This window comes from Serratia sp. K-E0102, assembly GCF_029962625.1.
Taxonomy (GTDB): Bacteria; Pseudomonadota; Gammaproteobacteria; order Enterobacterales; family Enterobacteriaceae; genus Serratia; species Serratia sarumanii.
The window spans coordinates 2,575,919-2,591,600 of sequence record NZ_CP124754.1; the positions used below are offsets into that span (position 1 = coordinate 2,575,919).

General features: G+C 62.9%; 10 protein-coding genes. 6 read left to right on the forward strand and 4 right to left on the reverse strand.

The window, feature by feature from the left end; translation table 11 throughout:
- The first annotated feature begins 146 nt into the window (after nucleotides 1-146).
- The 6 genes from SSARUM2_RS12420 (at nucleotide 147) to SSARUM2_RS12445 (ending at nucleotide 9,313) form a co-directional block, all read left to right on the forward strand.
- Nucleotides 147-1,307, forward strand: a complete 1,161-nt coding sequence (locus SSARUM2_RS12420) for an efflux RND transporter periplasmic adaptor subunit (RefSeq protein ID WP_269454185.1) — start codon at nucleotides 147-149, stop codon at nucleotides 1,305-1,307.
- The gene (locus SSARUM2_RS12425; protein WP_041035152.1) at nucleotides 1,304-4,462 is read left to right on the forward strand and encodes a multidrug efflux RND transporter permease subunit; all 3,159 of its coding nucleotides are present in this window, start codon (nucleotides 1,304-1,306) and stop codon (nucleotides 4,460-4,462) included. The genes SSARUM2_RS12420 and SSARUM2_RS12425 overlap by 4 nt, the downstream gene beginning before the upstream one ends.
- A complete protein-coding gene (locus tag SSARUM2_RS12430; protein WP_049196938.1) occupies nucleotides 4,462-5,940 on the forward strand; it encodes an efflux transporter outer membrane subunit in 1,479 nt (492 codons plus the stop codon). Before SSARUM2_RS12425 ends, SSARUM2_RS12430 begins: the two co-directional genes overlap by 1 nt.
- A 62-nt stretch (nucleotides 5,941-6,002) precedes the next feature.
- On the forward strand, nucleotides 6,003-8,558 hold the full coding sequence (locus SSARUM2_RS12435; RefSeq protein ID WP_049233280.1) for a heavy metal translocating P-type ATPase: 2,556 nt from the start codon (nucleotides 6,003-6,005) through the stop codon (nucleotides 8,556-8,558).
- Between the two features lie 12 nt (nucleotides 8,559-8,570).
- Nucleotides 8,571-9,041 carry a Cu(I)-responsive transcriptional regulator gene (gene cueR / locus SSARUM2_RS12440; RefSeq protein WP_060452646.1) on the forward strand — a complete coding sequence of 157 codons (471 nt, stop codon included), beginning with the start codon at nucleotides 8,571-8,573 and terminating at the stop codon, nucleotides 9,039-9,041.
- Between the two features lie 71 nt (nucleotides 9,042-9,112).
- Nucleotides 9,113-9,313 carry a heavy-metal-associated domain-containing protein gene (locus tag SSARUM2_RS12445; protein ID WP_060452645.1) on the forward strand — a complete coding sequence of 67 codons (201 nt, stop codon included), beginning with the start codon at nucleotides 9,113-9,115 and terminating at the stop codon, nucleotides 9,311-9,313.
- Between the two features lie 8 nt (nucleotides 9,314-9,321).
- Here SSARUM2_RS12445 and SSARUM2_RS12450 read toward each other — a convergent pair whose 3' ends face one another.
- The 4 genes from SSARUM2_RS12450 to SSARUM2_RS12465 all read right to left on the reverse strand — a co-directional run bounded on the left by SSARUM2_RS12450 (nucleotide 9,322) and on the right by SSARUM2_RS12465 (nucleotide 15,564).
- Nucleotides 9,322-9,681, reverse strand: a complete 360-nt coding sequence (locus SSARUM2_RS12450; RefSeq protein ID WP_049212190.1) for a DUF1493 family protein — start codon at nucleotides 9,679-9,681, stop codon at nucleotides 9,322-9,324.
- A 157-nt stretch (nucleotides 9,682-9,838) separates the two neighbouring features.
- On the reverse strand, nucleotides 9,839-11,281 hold the full coding sequence (locus SSARUM2_RS12455) for an efflux transporter outer membrane subunit (RefSeq protein WP_060452644.1): 1,443 nt from the start codon (nucleotides 11,279-11,281) through the stop codon (nucleotides 9,839-9,841).
- A gap of 1 nt (nucleotide 11,282) precedes the next feature.
- Nucleotides 11,283-14,420, reverse strand: coding sequence for an efflux RND transporter permease subunit (locus SSARUM2_RS12460; RefSeq protein WP_060452643.1), 3,138 nt, complete (start codon nucleotides 14,418-14,420; stop codon nucleotides 11,283-11,285).
- A 1-nt stretch (nucleotide 14,421) separates the two neighbouring features.
- Complete coding sequence (locus tag SSARUM2_RS12465; RefSeq protein ID WP_033634581.1) at nucleotides 14,422-15,564, reverse strand: efflux RND transporter periplasmic adaptor subunit; 1,143 nt, start codon at nucleotides 15,562-15,564, stop codon at nucleotides 14,422-14,424.
- Nucleotides 15,565-15,682: the final 118 nt, after the last annotated feature.

Below are 15,682 nucleotides of genomic sequence, written 5' to 3' on the forward strand. Positions count from 1 at the left end.
GGATCGCACCAGATAGCGACAACGCGGCATCCCCTTTGCAATAAACCAAAAATCGCTTGACCTTCCCAACGTTGGAAGTCGGATAACGCGGGATGAACTGCTTCCACGCAGTGAATTCCACTGTCGACTTCGGTAGGAAAGGTCAAATGATGAAAGCCAAAACCATAATCTTGATCGCAGCGGCGATAAACGGCGCTTTCGCCGTTGCCGGCTGCAAAGAAAACCCGTCTTCGGCGACACCTGCGCCGCCTCCCCGTGTTCCTGTGGCTGATGTTTTAGTCCGCCCGATAACGCCCTTTGCCGAATTCACCGGTTCGCTGGCCGCGGTCAAGCACGTTGAGTTGCGGCCTCGGGTCGCCGGTTATGTGCTGGCGGTAAATGTGCCGGAAGGTCGCCTGATAGAAAAAGGCCACCCGCTCTTTCTCATCGATCCGCGGCCATTTCAAGCCGCGCTGAACGAGGCGACGGCGCGTTTGCAAGAAGCGGAAGCCGCCTCAACGCTAGCCCAGGCCGACTATGTGCGTGCTAAGACGTTGTTCAATAAAAACGTTATCGCCCGCGATCGGTTTGATTCGGCTACCGCCATGATGAAAGCGAGCAATGCGCAGGTCAACGCAGCGAAAGCGGCGCGGGAGGCGGCAAAGTTGGATCTGGAGTTCACCCGCGTCACCGCGCCGATTGCCGGACGCGTAGGCCAGACGCTCGTCACCGAAGGCAACTATGTCACCGGCGGCGTCACGCCGCTCACCACGCTGGTCTCGGTCGATCCACTCCACGTCTATTTCGATGTGGATGAACGCACCTATTTGCAATCGTTGACCGCGTGGCGCAATAAAACGGCGCCACCTGACATTCGGGTATCGGTGGCGTTACTTGCAGACAAAACCTATTCCCGGCGCGGGCGCGTCGATTTCCAGTCCAATACCGCCGACCGCACGACGGGAACGGTGCGCCTGCGCGCGGTGATCGATAACCCGGATGGGCGACTGTCACCTGGGTTGTTCGCCAGAGTCAAGCTGGAAACCGGCGCGCCGCAGGCCAAGATCCTGATCGCCGACCAATCGATTGGCACCGATCAAAACCGGCGCTATGTCCTGGTCGTCGATGAGAATGACAAAACCGAATACCGCCCCGTTGAACTTGGCCCGGTCGTTGAAGGACTGCGCGTGATAGAACACGGCCTGCGGCCGGGAGAACGCATCGTCGTGAAAGGGCTGGTGCGCCCCGGCATGTCAATCACGCCGCAGCCCGCCGAGATTGACGGCGCGCCTATCGAGCAATTGAACGCTGCGGGAGACGCGACATGACTTTCCCTCGTTTCTTCATTAAACGCCCGATCTTCGCCATCGTGCTCTCCATCTTGACGCTGATCGCCGGCACCGTGGCGTTATTCCAGTTGCCGCTCAGCGAATACCCTGCGGTTACGCCGCCTACCGTACAAGTGACGGCGTCTTATCCCGGCGCCAACCCGAAAGTGATCGCGGAAACGGTGGCCGCACCGCTTGAGCAAGCCATCACCGGCGTCGAAGGCATGCTTTACATGTCTTCACAGGCGGCGACCGACGGCCGAATGACGTTGACCGTCACCTTTGCCCAGGGAACAAATGCCGACATGGCGCAGATCCAGGTGCAAAATCGGGTAGCGCGCGCGTTACCCCGCTTGCCTGCAGAGGTACAGCACCAGGGCGTGGTGACGCAGAAAACCTCACCGGACATCCTGATGGTGGTGCATCTCCTGTCGCCTGACCAACGCTACGATCCGCTTTATATCTCAAATTACGCTTATCTGCAGGTTCGTGATGAACTGTCCCGCATTCCGGGCGTCAGCGATGTCCAGGTCTGGGGAGCCGGCGAATACAGCATGCGGCTCTGGCTGGATCCGGATCTGATCGCCGCGCGCGGGCTAACCGCCGGCGATGTGATCGCTGCGGTGCGCGAGCAAAACGTTCAGGTGGCGGCCGGTTCCGTCGGTCAGGCGCCCGATTCCAATGCCGCATTTCAGGTTACGGTCAATACCCTCGGCCGTCTGGCCGATGAGAAACAGTTTGGCGATATCATCATCCGCACCGGCAGCGACGGCCGGGTGACCCGCTTGCGCGACGTCGCCCGTATAGAAATGGGCGCCGATGCGTATGCGCTGCGCAGCCTGCTCGACGGCGAGCCGGCCGTCGCGCTGCAAATCATTCAGAGCCCGGGCGCCAACGCGCTGGACGTCGCTCAGGCGGTCAGAGCGACCGTCAAGCGCCTGGAGGGCAACTTTCCTGCCGGACTCAGTTCACGGATCGCCTACGATCCCACGGTTTTCGTGCGGGCATCGCTCGAGTCGGTTGTGACGACCCTGCTGGAAGCGATCCTGCTGGTGGTGATCGTGGTAGTGGTGTTCCTGCGCAGCTGGCGAGCCTCGCTGATTCCGCTGCTCGCGGTGCCGGTTTCGCTGGTCGGCACGTTCGCCATCATGTACTTGCTGGGCTTCTCTCTCAATACGCTGTCCCTGTTCGGTTTGGTATTGTCTATCGGCATCGTCGTCGATGACGCGATCGTGGTGGTGGAAAACGTCGAACGACACATCGAAAACGGCAAAACGCCGCAGCAAGCCGCGCGACTCGCCATGAATGAAGTCACCGGGCCGATCGTCGCCATCACCTCGGTGCTGGCCGCGGTTTTCGTTCCAACAGCGTTCCTGAGCGGTTTACAGGGCGAGTTTTACCGGCAGTTCGCGCTGACCATCGCCATTTCAACCCTGCTGTCGGCGCTCAATTCGCTTACGCTCAGCCCGGCGCTGGCGAGCATGTTGCTGCGGCCTCATCCGGCGAAACCTCGCGCTCCCGGCCGCATTGGGCGCGTCTTGCAAGCCGCTGTCCGGCCTTTCCAACGCGCGCCGGACGCGTATGCCAATGCCGTGCGTAAAACGGTGCGCGTCCGCGGGATGGCGCTGGCTATTTACGGCGGGCTGCTCGTTCTGACGTTTTTCAGCTTCCAGGCCGTTCCGCCGGGCTTCGTGCCCATGCAGGATAAGTACTATCTGGTCGGCATCGCCCAACTGCCCAATTCGGCCTCGCTGGATCGCACCGATGCGGTCGTTAAACAGATGTCGAAGATCGCGCTGGCGGAACCCGGGGTGGAAAGCGTCGTGGCCTTTCCGGGGCTGTCGATTAACGGCTTCGTCAATGTGCCGAACGCCGCCGTGATGTTCGTCATGCTCGATCCGTTTAAAGATCGCGCCACGCCCGATCTGGCCGCCTCCGCCATAGCCGGTCGGCTGCAGGCGAAATTCGCCGACATTCCCGATGGTTTCCTCGGCGTATTTCCGCCACCGCCCGTTCCCGGTCTCGGCGCTACCGGCGGATTCAAGATGCAGGTGGAGGATCGCAGCGGCGCGGGGCTCGAGTCCCTGGTTGAGCACACGCGGATCCTGATGATGAAAGCCACCGAATCGGGCCAGGTCGCCGGTCTGATGACCAGTCTGGATATCAACGCACCGCAGCTCGATGTGGTTATCGACCGCACTCAGGCGCAAAGTCAGGGCGTCAGCCTGGCGGATGTGTTCGAGTCGCTGCAAATCTACCTCGGCTCGCTTTACATCAACGATTTCAACCGATTCGGCCGCACCTACAAAGTCACCGCTCAGGCCGATGCCGCCCATCGCATGCAGGCCGAAGCTATCGGCCGGCTGCAGGTGCGCAACGCGGCCGGCGACATGCTGCCGCTGTCTTCCTTTGTCACCGTTACGCCCGGCTCCGGTCCGGATCGCATCATTCGTTACAACGGCTATCCATCGGCTGATATTTCGGGCGGTGCGGCGATGGGCGTCAGTTCCGGTCAGGCGGCTGCATTGATGGAGCGCTTGGCGAAAGAGACGCTGCCGGAAGGCATGACCGTCGAATGGACCGATCTCACCTATCAGCAAAAGCTCGCGGGCGACGCGGCGCTGTTCATTTTTCCGCTGTGCGTGCTGCTCGCCTATCTCATTCTGGCCACGCAATACAACAGCTGGCTACTGCCTTTGGCCGTGCTGCTGATCGTGCCGATGTGTCTGTTGAGCGCCATGATTGGCGTCTGGCTGCTGGGCGGCGACAACAACGTTTTCGTGCAAATAGGCCTCATTGTGCTGGTCGGCCTGGCCGCCAAAAACGCCATTCTGATCGTCGAGTTCGCCCGCAGCCTGGAGGATGAAGGCGCCAACGCGCTCGAGGCGGTGATTAAGGCCTGCCGGCTGCGATTAAGACCGATAGTGATGACTTCAATCGCGTTTATCGCCGGCGTCATTCCATTGATCTTCGCCAGCGGCGCGGGGGCGGAAATGCGCCATGCCATGGGGGTGGCGGTCTTCGCCGGCATGCTGGGCGTGACCTTGTTCGGCCTGTTCCTGACGCCGGTCTTTTATGTCGTGATTCGCGGCCTGGCGACCCGATTCGAGCAATATCGTGCCAAAGCCAAAGCCAGCCGTAAGGAGCGAGTCTGATGAAAAATCTTCGTAGAACCTTGTTATTGCCGCTGAGCGCGCTCGCCTTGCTAACCGGATGTGCGGCGGTGGGCCCCGATTACTCGCCGCCCGTCGCCCGTCACCCTGCCGGCTTCGGCCAACCACCGGCGGGGCTGAGTGCCGGAAATGTCGAACTCGCCTGGTGGCGCCTCTTTGACGATCCTGCTCTCACGGATTTGGTTCAGCGAGCGTTGGCGGCGAACCATGATGTCGGCATCGCCGTCGCCCGAGTAGACGAAGCCAGAGCCCTGTTGCGTGAACAACGGCAGGATTTCCTGCCGCGCGCCGGTGCCGCGCTGAGTTATGAGACGCGTCGACTGGGTGAAGCGGAGAAGCTGGCCGCCCAGCCACGCCATACGCAAACCTATCGCGGTGCGATTGATTCGACATGGGAAATCGATCTCTTTGGACACGTTCGGCGCTCGATTGAGGCCGCTCAGGCGCTGGCGGGAAGCCGCGAAGCGTTGCTGCGTGGCGTTCAGGCGGGCGTCGCTGCGGAAGTGGCCGCCACCTGGCTAGAACTCCGAGGTTTAGACGCCGAACTTAAGATGGTCGCCGAAATTAGCCACAGCCAGCGTGAAAGTTTGGTGCTGGTAAAAAAACAAATGAGCGCCGGCGCCGCCAGCGAATTCGACCGATTGCGCGCCGAGGCGCTATTGCGCAACGTCGAAGCGGCGACGCCAGAGCTGGAACGCCGCCGAGCCGCCGCCGTCAACGCATTGGCGACGCTGCTTGGCGAAATGCCCCAGACATTCCGCCCCCCTTCCGCCGAATGGGGAAGCCAGCCGCCAGTGCTGCGGACGATCGCAGTGGGCACGCCCGGCGCCCTGCTCGCCCGGCGCGCCGACATTGTGGCGGCTGAGCGGGAACTTGCGGCAGCCACCGCCATGATTGGCGTGGAAACGGCGGCGCTCTACCCGCGCATCGAAGCGCGAGGTTCGATCGGGCTGGTCGCCGGCAACCTCGATGCGCTGACTGGCGCCGGTGCGTTCTCCGGTGTGATCAGCCCAGTGATTCGCTGGGCATTTCTCGATATCGGGCGCGTACGCGCCCGGATCGCCGCCAGCGAGGCGCGAACACAACAGGCACTGTTGATTTACGAGCGGACGGTGCTGAGCGCGCTGCGCGAAACGGACGATGCTTTCAAAACCTATGCTGAGGCGGTCAGCACGTTGGATCTGCGGTTACTTGAGGCGGCGGCGAATCGCGAAGCGGCCCGGCTCGCCCAGACGCGTTTTGCCGCGGGCGAAGGCATTTATCTGGAGGTGCTCGAGGCAGAACGGGCCGACTTCGCCAGCCGGCGCGCATTGACGCAGGCCGGCACGCGTCAGCGGCTTGCCGTGGTGGGCATCTACAAAGCGCTCGGCGGCGGCTGGGAGACGTGCGCGGCGGCAAAAAACGATTGCCGCGGCGCGACCGGTTCGTTCATGACGGCAAAAATCGGCGATGAACCTTGACCTTCCCCCGATGGGAAGCTCTAGCCTTGCTGATACCAGCCACTCCTTTAAGGGCACATAACATGAATTCATCCAATGCCAACTTCCCCCAGCCTTCGTCCGTGCGTCTGAGTCTGCCGGTTGAAGGCATGACCTGCGCCTCCTGCGTCGGTCGCGTCGAGCGGGCCTTGACGGCGGTTCCCGGCGTGCAGGCGGCAACGGTCAATCTCGCCACCGAACGCGCCGATATCACGTTTACCGGCCAGGCGAATCCGCAGGCGGCAGCCCGCGCCATCGAAGGCGCCGGCTATACCGTGCGAGAAGAAACCACTGAGCTGGCGATCGAAAATATGACCTGCGCCTCCTGTGTCGGGCGGGTGGAGAAAGCGTTGAGCCAGGTCGCCGGCGTTACCGAAGCCAATGTCAATCTGGCGACCGAACGCGCGCGGGTGCGCTATCTGGCCGGCACCGTATCCCTGGAAGACCTCGCCGCCGCCGTCACCCGCGCCGGTTATACGCCTCGCCGCCTGACGGCGGATAGCCCCAGCGCGGACGACCAGGCCGCCGAACGGCGCGAAAATGAGTCACGCGCGTTGCGGCGCGCCCTGTTCGGCGCCGCCCTGTTCACCCTGCCGGTATTCCTGTTGGAAATGGGATCGCACCTCATTCCCGCCATACATGAGTGGGTCATGGAGGGGTTGGGCGTGCAGACAAGCTGGTATATCCAGTTTGTCCTCACCACCTTGGTCTTATTTGGCCCCGGCCTGCGCTTCTTCCGCAAAGGCGTTCCTGCGCTGCTGCGCGGCGCCCCCGACATGAACTCGCTGGTTGCGGTCGGCACGGCGGCGGCCTACGGTTATTCGCTGGTCGCCACCTTCGCCCCCGGGGTGTTGCCGCAGGGCACCGCCAACGTCTATTTCGAAGCCGCCGCCGTGATCGTCACGCTGATCCTGCTCGGACGCGTGCTGGAGGCGCGCGCCAAGGGGCGCACCTCACAGGCCATCAAACGGCTCGTCGGCCTTCAACCCAAGGTCGCACGCGTTGAACGGCAAGGCGAAACGGTTGAAATCCCTCTCGAACAGGTGGTTACCGGTGATGTGGTCTTCGTCCGGCCGGGGGAGAAAATCGCGGTGGATGGCGAAGTTCTGGAAGGCGCGTCTTATGTCGATGAAAGCATGATCACCGGTGAACCGGTGCCGGTCGAGAAAACCGTGGGGGCCGATGTGGTCGGCGGAACCATCAACAAAACCGGCGCGTTCAGTTTCCGGGCGACAAAAGTCGGCGCGAATACCGTCCTGGCGCAAATCATTCGATTGGTGGAGGAAGCGCAGGGTTCCAAACTGCCGATTCAGGCGTTGGTCGATAAGGTGACGATGTGGTTTGTTCCGGCCGTCATGGCGGCGGCGGTACTGACCTTTCTGGTTTGGCTGTTCTTCGGGCCGTCGCCCGCGCTGACCTTCGCGCTGGTGAATGCGGTCGCCGTGTTGATTATTGCCTGCCCTTGCGCCATGGGCCTGGCGACGCCAACCTCTATCATGGTCGGCACCGGGCGCGCCGCCGAGCTGGGCGTGCTGTTTCGCAAGGGCGAAGCGTTGCAGGCCCTGCGCGATGTAGGCGTTATCGCCCTCGACAAAACCGGCACGCTGACCAAAGGCCGCCCCGAGTTGACCGATCTGGTGCCCGCTGACGGTTTCGAATACCACGAAGTACTGGCCTTGGTCGCTGCGGTCGAGACACGGTCCGAACACCCCATAGCCGAAGCTATCGTCGCGGCGGCAAGAGAGCAGAATCTTACGCTCGCCGCTGTCGACAGTTTCGACGCCACACCCGGTTTCGGCGTAACGGCGCGCATCGGCCAACGCCGGATCTCCGTTGGCGCAGATCGCTTCATGACCAGGCTCGGGCTTGATGTAACACGTTTTCAGCCCGTCGCCGAGCGCCTCGGCGCCCAGGGGAAAAGCCCGCTTTATGCCGCCATTGATGGCCGTTTGGCTGCGGTGATCGCCGTTGCCGATCCGATTAAGGAAACAACGCCGGAAGCTATCGCTGCGCTGCATGCGCTTGGGCTCAAGGTTGCGATGATCACCGGCGACAATGCCGCGACGGCGGCGGCGATCGCCCGGCAATTGGGGATTGACGAAGTCGCGGCCGAAGTGCTTCCCGAAGGCAAGGTGGCGGCGTTGAAATCCTTCCGCAACAGCGGCGCGAAAGTCGCCTTCGTCGGCGACGGCATCAACGATGCGCCGGCACTGGCGGAAGCGGACGTTGGGCTGGCTATCGGTACAGGCACCGATGTGGCGATAGAAGCGGCCGATGTGGTGCTGATGTCGGGCGACCTGCGCGGCGTAGCCAACGCCATTGCGCTCAGCCAGGCGACGATCCGCAACATTAAGCAGAACCTGTTTTGGGCCTTCGCCTATAACGCCGTCCTGATCCCAGTGGCAGCCGGCGCGCTTTATCCCCTGAACGGCACGCTGCTTTCGCCTATTTTCGCCGCGGCCGCGATGGCGCTTTCCAGCGTTTTCGTCCTTGGCAATGCGCTGCGGCTCAAACGTTTCCAGGCGCCGATGGCCGTCGAGAGCCGCGCTGAAGCGGCGGCGGCAACCGCGCAACCCGGCGGAATATCGGCATCATCGTAACAGGAGGACAGGATGAACATCGGACAAGCAGCCCGGTTATCCGGCGTTTCGGCGAAGATGATTCGCTATTACGAGCAAATAGGCCTGATCCCGAGAGCGGCTCGCTCCGATGCGGGATACCGCCACTACGACATGTCGGACGTGCATGGCCTGCGTTTTATCCGGCGCTCACGCGACCTGGGTTTTTCCGTTGAGCAGATAGCTGCGTTGCTGATGCTGTGGCACGACCGCGAACGCGCCAGCGCCGATGTTAAAGCCGTAGCGCTATCCCACATCGCCGTGCTGAAAGCCAAGATTGCGGAACTGCAGACGATGGCGCAAACGCTGGAACGCCTTGCCGGCCATTGCCACGGCAATACTCGCCCCGACTGCCCTATTCTGGCGGGTTTAGCGCAACCGGTGGCGCTCATCGCGCCGCGCCAAACGCCGAATTTCGGGGTGATGCGCGAGCCGAAACCACGACGACCGCGTGAATCGTCATAAAAAGAGTTTGACCCTGTCACGCTGGCAAGCTTTACCGTTATCAAACACCGTAATCGACGAGGAGAGTAAAAATGATTCGTTTTCATATTCCAGCCATGACCTGCGGCGGCTGCGCCAGTTCCGTCACCCGGGCGTTGCTGAACGTTGACCCGCAGGCGCGCATTCAAACCGATCCGGCCAGGCGGGAAGTGCTCATCGACAGTGCGTTGCACAGCGATGCCTTCGGCGCCGCGCTGGACGAAGCCGGTTTTTCTCCGGCCGAGCCGGATTAAGCGGCGCGTCAGGCCTGGCGCAGCTGTTCGATAAGAAAGTGGATATCGTACAGCCAGCGTTTGGCGCGCGCGGAACGCACCAGCATCGACACGCACAGCGGCCGGGGGTGTTCTTTGCAGGCGGAGGGGGAAAACCAGCGGCCGGTGTTGACCGGCGGTTGGAAATACAGCTCGTGGTTATAGTTGCCGCTGTCGACGCCGAAGGTATCGAAGTAGCGGCGCATCAGCGTATTGGAATCGCTGAACGACAGGTTGAGCTCGGTGTTGATCTCGGTTTCCGGGGTGATGACCACGCCCTTCTTCAGCCGCCCTGCTGCGTTGAAGGCGGCGATAAGCGCGATGACCTGTTGCTGAATGTCTTCTGCCATGACGACCTCGAGCCGGTATGAATAAAAGAGGAATGCGGTTCTCTGTCTGACTCTGCCTGCCCCGGCGAGTTCTGGCCGCCGGCCGGGTTTTCCGTTTCTTTACACTTTCCATAAAAAAACCGCGCGCAGCCACACTCCCGGCGCGCGCGGTTGACGGTTAGCTGCTGAGCGTCGTCTTGTCGGCGATGACGCCGTCCCCCTGCCGCTCGGCGGCAACGCCGCCGCCCAACACTTTATACAGGGTGGCCTGATTGTCATACGCGGTCTGCTGCGCGGCGATCAGCGCCTGCTGCGCCGTGTACAGCGTGCGCTGCGCGTCCAGCAGCGTCAGGTAGCTGTCAACGCCCTGGCGGTAACGCAGCTCGGCCAGGCGATAATATTGCTGCGCCGCCGCCACATAGCCGGTCTGCGCCGCCAGCTGTTCCTGCAGCGTGGCCTTGCGCGCCAGCGCGTCGGCGGTTTCCTGAAATGCCGTCTGCACCGCTTTCTCATAGGTGGCAACATACAGGTCTTTCTGCGCCTGGGTGTAGTTCAACTGAGCCGTGTTATAGCCGCCGCTGAAGATCGGCAGGCTGATGCTCGGTGCGAACGACCAGACGCCGGCTCCGTGGCTGAACAACGAGGAGAGTTCACCGCTGCCCACCCCGCCGCTGGCGGTCAGGCTGATCGACGGGAAGAACGCCGCCCGCGCCGAGCCGATATTGGCGTTGGCGGATTTCAGGTTATGCTCGGCCTGCAGCACGTCCGGCCGCTTCAGCAACACTTGCGAAGAGACGCCGGCCGGCAGATCGCGCATGATCCCGCCGAGCGCCTCGATGCCGCTCGGCAGCAGGCTTTCCGGCACGCTTTGCCCCACCGCCAAATCCAGCGCGTTTTTCGCCTGCGCGGCGCTGGTAGCGTAGCTGGCGGCGTCCGATCGCGCCTGCTGATAGACGGTTTCCGCCGACGCCACGTCAACCAGCGACGCAATCCCGTGCTGTTGATTGTTGCGCGTGACGTCCAGCGACCGTTTGGCGCTCGCCATCGTCTGCTGCGCCACCGCCAGATTGCTGCGCTCGGCCGCCACCGCCACCCAGTCGGTGACGATATCGGCGATCAGCGTCAGGCGAGTGCTTTTCGCCGCCTCCGAGTTCGCCAGATAGGTTTCGAACGCCGCGCGCGACAGGCTGGCGTTTTTGCCGAACAGATCCAACTCGAATGCGCTGACGCCGGCCGCGGCTTCGTAGCTTTGGCTCAGCGCGGTGGCGTTGCCGCTGCCGGTCAGCGCCCGCCCGCGGCTGCCGTCGGCGGTGGCATTGATTGTCGGGAACAGCGCCGAGCGCTGCTCGCCGTACAGGGCGCGCGCCGACGCGATATTGGCGATCGCCTCGCGCAGATCGCGGCTGCCGTTCAGCCCCAGCGCCACCACCTGGCGCAGCCGGGCGTCCTGGACATAGTCGCGCCAGGCGACGTCCGGGTAGCTCAGCGCCTGGTTGCCGCCGGCCTCGCCCTGCGGCAGGTTGGCGGGCACCGGCGCCGCCGGGCGCTGGTAGTGTGGATCCAGCGACAGGCAGCCGGTCAGCAGCAGCGGTAAAGTTAACATCATGACTCGTTGCAACACGTTATTCTCCTGCCTGTGACGGCGGGTTGGCGGGCCGACGGGCAAACATGCGGCGCACCAACACATAAAACAGCGGGACGAAAAAGATCGCCAAGGCGGTGGCGGTGATGGTGCCGCCGATGATGCCGGTGCCGATGGCGATGCGGCTGTTGGCGCCGGCGCCGCTGGATACCGCCAGCGGCAGCACCCCGGCGGTGAATGCCAGCGAGGTCATCAGGATCGGTCGCAGGCGCATGCGCGCCGCGTGGACCGCCGCGCCAATCAGCGTTTCACCCCGCTGGTGCATCTCCTCGGCGAACTCGACGATCAAAATGGCGTTCTTCGCCGACAGGCCGATGATGGTGAGCAGCGCCACCTGGAAGTAGATGTCGTTTTCCAGCCCGCGCAGCGTGATCGCCAGCAGCGAGCCCACCACGCCCATCGGCACCACCAACATCACCGCGAACGGAATCGACCAGCTCTCATACAGCGCCGCCAGGCACAGGAACACCACGATCAGCGAAATGGCGTACAGCGACGATGCCTGGCCGCTGGTCAGCCGCTCCTGATAGGACAGCCCGCTCCAGGAGTAGCTGCTGCCGGCGGAGAATGTTGCCGCCAGCTTCTCCATCTCGCTCATCGCCGTACCGGAGCTGACGCCGGTGGCGCCCTGCCCGGTGATCTCGAACGACGACAGCCCGTTATAGCGCGACAGGTTTTCCGGCCCGAAGATCCAGTGCGAAGACGCGAAGGCGGAGAACGGCGTCATGCTGCTGGCGCCCGACGCGTTGGTGCCGCGCACAAACCAGCGGTCGAGATCTTCCGGCTTGGCGCGGTACTGCACATCGCCCTGCATATAGACTTTTTTCACCCGGTTGCGATCGATAAAGTCGTTGATGTAGGTGCTGCCGAACGCGCTGCTGAGGGTGCTGTTGACGTCGGCGGCGCTCAGGCCGAGCGCCTGCAGTTTGCCGTTGTCGATCTCCACCTGCAGCTGCGGGGTATCCGGCAAGGTGTTGGCGCGCACCGCCAGCAGCGATGGATTGCCGGCGGCCGCGGCAACGATCTGGTCGCGCATCGCCTGCAGCTCGGCGCGGGTGGTCGCCCCTTTGGCCTGCAGCTCGAAGGTGAAGCCGTCGGACTGGCCGAAACCGTCGATCGCCGGCGGGCTCATGGAGAAGACCTGGGCGTCGCGCAGCGTGGCGAAGTGCGCCATGGCGCGTTTGGCGATGGCGTCGGCGGTGTTCGCGCTGCCGCTGCGCTGGCTCCAGTCTTTGAGGCTGACGAACGCCATGCCGGCGTTTTGCCCGCTGCCGCTGAAACCGAAACCGTTAATGGTAAAAATGGTGCTGACGTTGGCCTTTTCCTGGTCGAGGAAATAGGCGGTCACCGCCTCGCTCACCGCCGAGGTGCGCGCGTTGGTGGCGCCGGCCGGCAAGGTGTACTGCACCATCACCGTGCCCTGATCCTCGTTGGGCAGAAAGCCGGTCGGCAAGCGCAGGTACATCACGGCCGCGGCGATCAACAGCAGGCCGTACAGCAGCAGATAGCGCGTCGGCCGGTGGATCACCCCGCCGACCTTGTCGGCGTACTTCTCCTGCAGCCGGTCATAGCCGCGGTTGAATTTGCCCAGCCAGCCCTTGTCGGTCTGCGCGTCGTGCGCCGGCTTCAGCAGCGTGGCGCACAATGCCGGCGCCAGCGTCAACGCCAGCACCACCGACAGCACCATCGAGGAGACGACGGTGATCGAGAACTGGCGATAGATAACCCCGGTGGAGCCGCCGAAGAACGCCATCGGCAGAAACACCGCCGACAGCACCAGCGCAATGCCGACCAATGCGCCGGTGATTTCACGCATCGATTTCTCCGTCGCCTCGCGCGGCGGCAGCTTATCCTCCCGCATCACGCGCTCGACGTTTTCCACCACCACGATGGCGTCGTCCACCAACAGCCCGATCGCCAACACCATGCCGAACAGCGTCAGGGTATTGATTGAATAGCCGAACGCCGCCAGCACGCCGAAGGTGCCCAGCAACACTACCGGCACGGTGATGGTCGGGATCAGCGTGGTACGCAGGTTTTGCAGGAACACGAACATCACCACCACCACTAACGCCACCGCTTCGAACAGCGTTTTCACCACCTCCTCGATCGAGATATTGATAAAGTCGGTGCTGTCTTTCGGGTAGGCCACCTTGTAGCCCTGCGGCATCGCGCTTTGGTATTCCGCCACCTTGGCCTTCACCAGCTTGGCGGTGTTGAGGGCGTTGGCGCCCGCCGCCAGCTTGACCGCGATCCCCGCCGCCGGGTGGCCGTTGAGGTGCGCGCTGGCAGAGTAGTCCTCGTTGCCCAGCTCAATTCGCGCCACGTCGCCCAGCCGCACCAGCGCGCCGCTGCTGTCGCTTTTCAGGATGATATTGCGAAACTGTTCCGGCGTTTGCAGCCGCGACTGCGCCTTTACCGTGGCGGTCAGCTGCTGATCGGCGGCGGCCGGCAGATCGCCGATCTTGCCGGCGGACACCTGGGTGTTTTGCGCTTCGATCGCCGTCTGCACGTCGGAAGGCATCAGCGCATAGCTCGCCAGCTTGGTCGGATCCAGCCAGATGCGCATCGCGTATTCCGAGCCGAACACCTGCACGTCCCCCACGCCCTCGATGCGCGACAGCGGATCCTGCAGGTTGCTGACCAGATAGTCGGAGATATCGGCCATCGTCGCCTTGTCGCTTTCGTCATACAGCCCGACGATCAGCAAGAAGCTGCTCTGGGATTTCTTGACCGTCACGCCCTGCGCGGTAACCGCGCTCGGCAAACGGCTTTCCGCCTGCTGCACCTTGTTTTGCACCTGCACCTGAGCGATATCCGGATCGGTGCCCTGATCAAAGGTGACGTTGATGCTGACCGAGCCGCTGGAGCTGCTGGTCGAAGAAAAATACAGCAGGCCGTCCAGGCCGGTGAGCTGCTGCTCAATCACCTGGGTGACGCTGTTTTCCAGCGTTTCCGCGTCCGCGCCCGGGTAGGTGGCGGAGATGGAGATCTGCGGCGGCGAGACGTCCGGGTACTGCGAAACGGGCAACGAATTGATCGACATCAGGCCGCACAGCATGATGATGATGGCGATCACCCAGGCGAATACCGGCCGCCGGATAAAGAACTGCGCCATATCACTGCTCCCCGCGTTGGGTTTTGTCGACCGAAACCTCAACCGGCTTCACCGCGGCGCCGATCGTCACCTTGCTGGTGCCTTCGACGATCAGGCGATCGCCTTCGTTCAGCCCGCTGCCGATCAGCCAATTGCTGCCCACCACCCGTTCGGCGCTGACGGTGCGCTGCGCCACTTTGTTTTGCTCGTCCACCACCAACGCGGTGGCTTCCCCTTTGGCATTGCGGGTTATGCCCTGCTGCGGCGCCAGAATGGCTTTGGGATCGACGCCGTTAGCCACCGTGGCGTGGACATACATACCGGGCAACAATTCATGTTCGGGGTTGGGGAACACCGCGCGCAGCGTGACCGAACCGGTGGCTTCGTCCACCGCCACCTCGGTCAGCTCGAGCTTGCCGGCGTGAGCATAAGGCGTGCCGTCCTCCAGCTTGATGGCGACCGGCGTGACCGCGCCGCGCTGTAATGCCGCCTGCTGGCGCCGCAGTTTAAGCAGTTGGGCGCTGGACTGGGTCAGATCAACATAGATCGGGTCGAGCGCGCGGATGGTGGCTAACGCATCGCTCTGGCTGGCGGTGACCAGCGCGCCCGGCGTCACCGACGAGATGCCGATGCGGCCGGCGATCGGCGCCCGCACCTGGGTATAAGCGAGGTTGATGCGCGCCGTCTCCAGCGCCGCCTGATATTGGGCCACCGACGCCACGGCCGCAAGATAGGCGGCTTTGGCATCGTCCGCATCCTGCTGAGAAACGCCGTTCTCTTTCACCAGCGCCGCATAGCGCTGCGATTTGAGCCGGGTAGATTGCACCGTGGCCTGGGCGTTTTTCAGCTGGGCGGCGGCCTGATCGTAGCTGGCCTGATAGCTGGCAGGGTCAATTTGATACAATACCTGCCCGGCCTTGACCTCGGCCCCTTCGGTAAACAGCCGCTGCTTGATGATGCCGTCGACCTGCGGCCGCACGTCGGATGTCATGGTGGCGTTGACCCGGCCGGTCAACTCGCTGCTCAGGGTCACTGACTGGCCGCGCAGCGTGACCACGCCGACCTCCTGTTCTGCGCCCGCGCCGGCTGGCGCACCGGCGTTTTGCCCATCGCAGGCGGCCAACAACAGCGACAGCCCGAGCACCAAAAGCGTTTTCCTCTGCATTGCAATACGATCCCATTGAGAATGACTATTCTCAATATATCGAATGCCGACATTCGCTTCTGAAAGGGTTGCGTAAGGATTCGGTAAAATCTTGTCGAAGCGGGAAATGGTGGAGCAA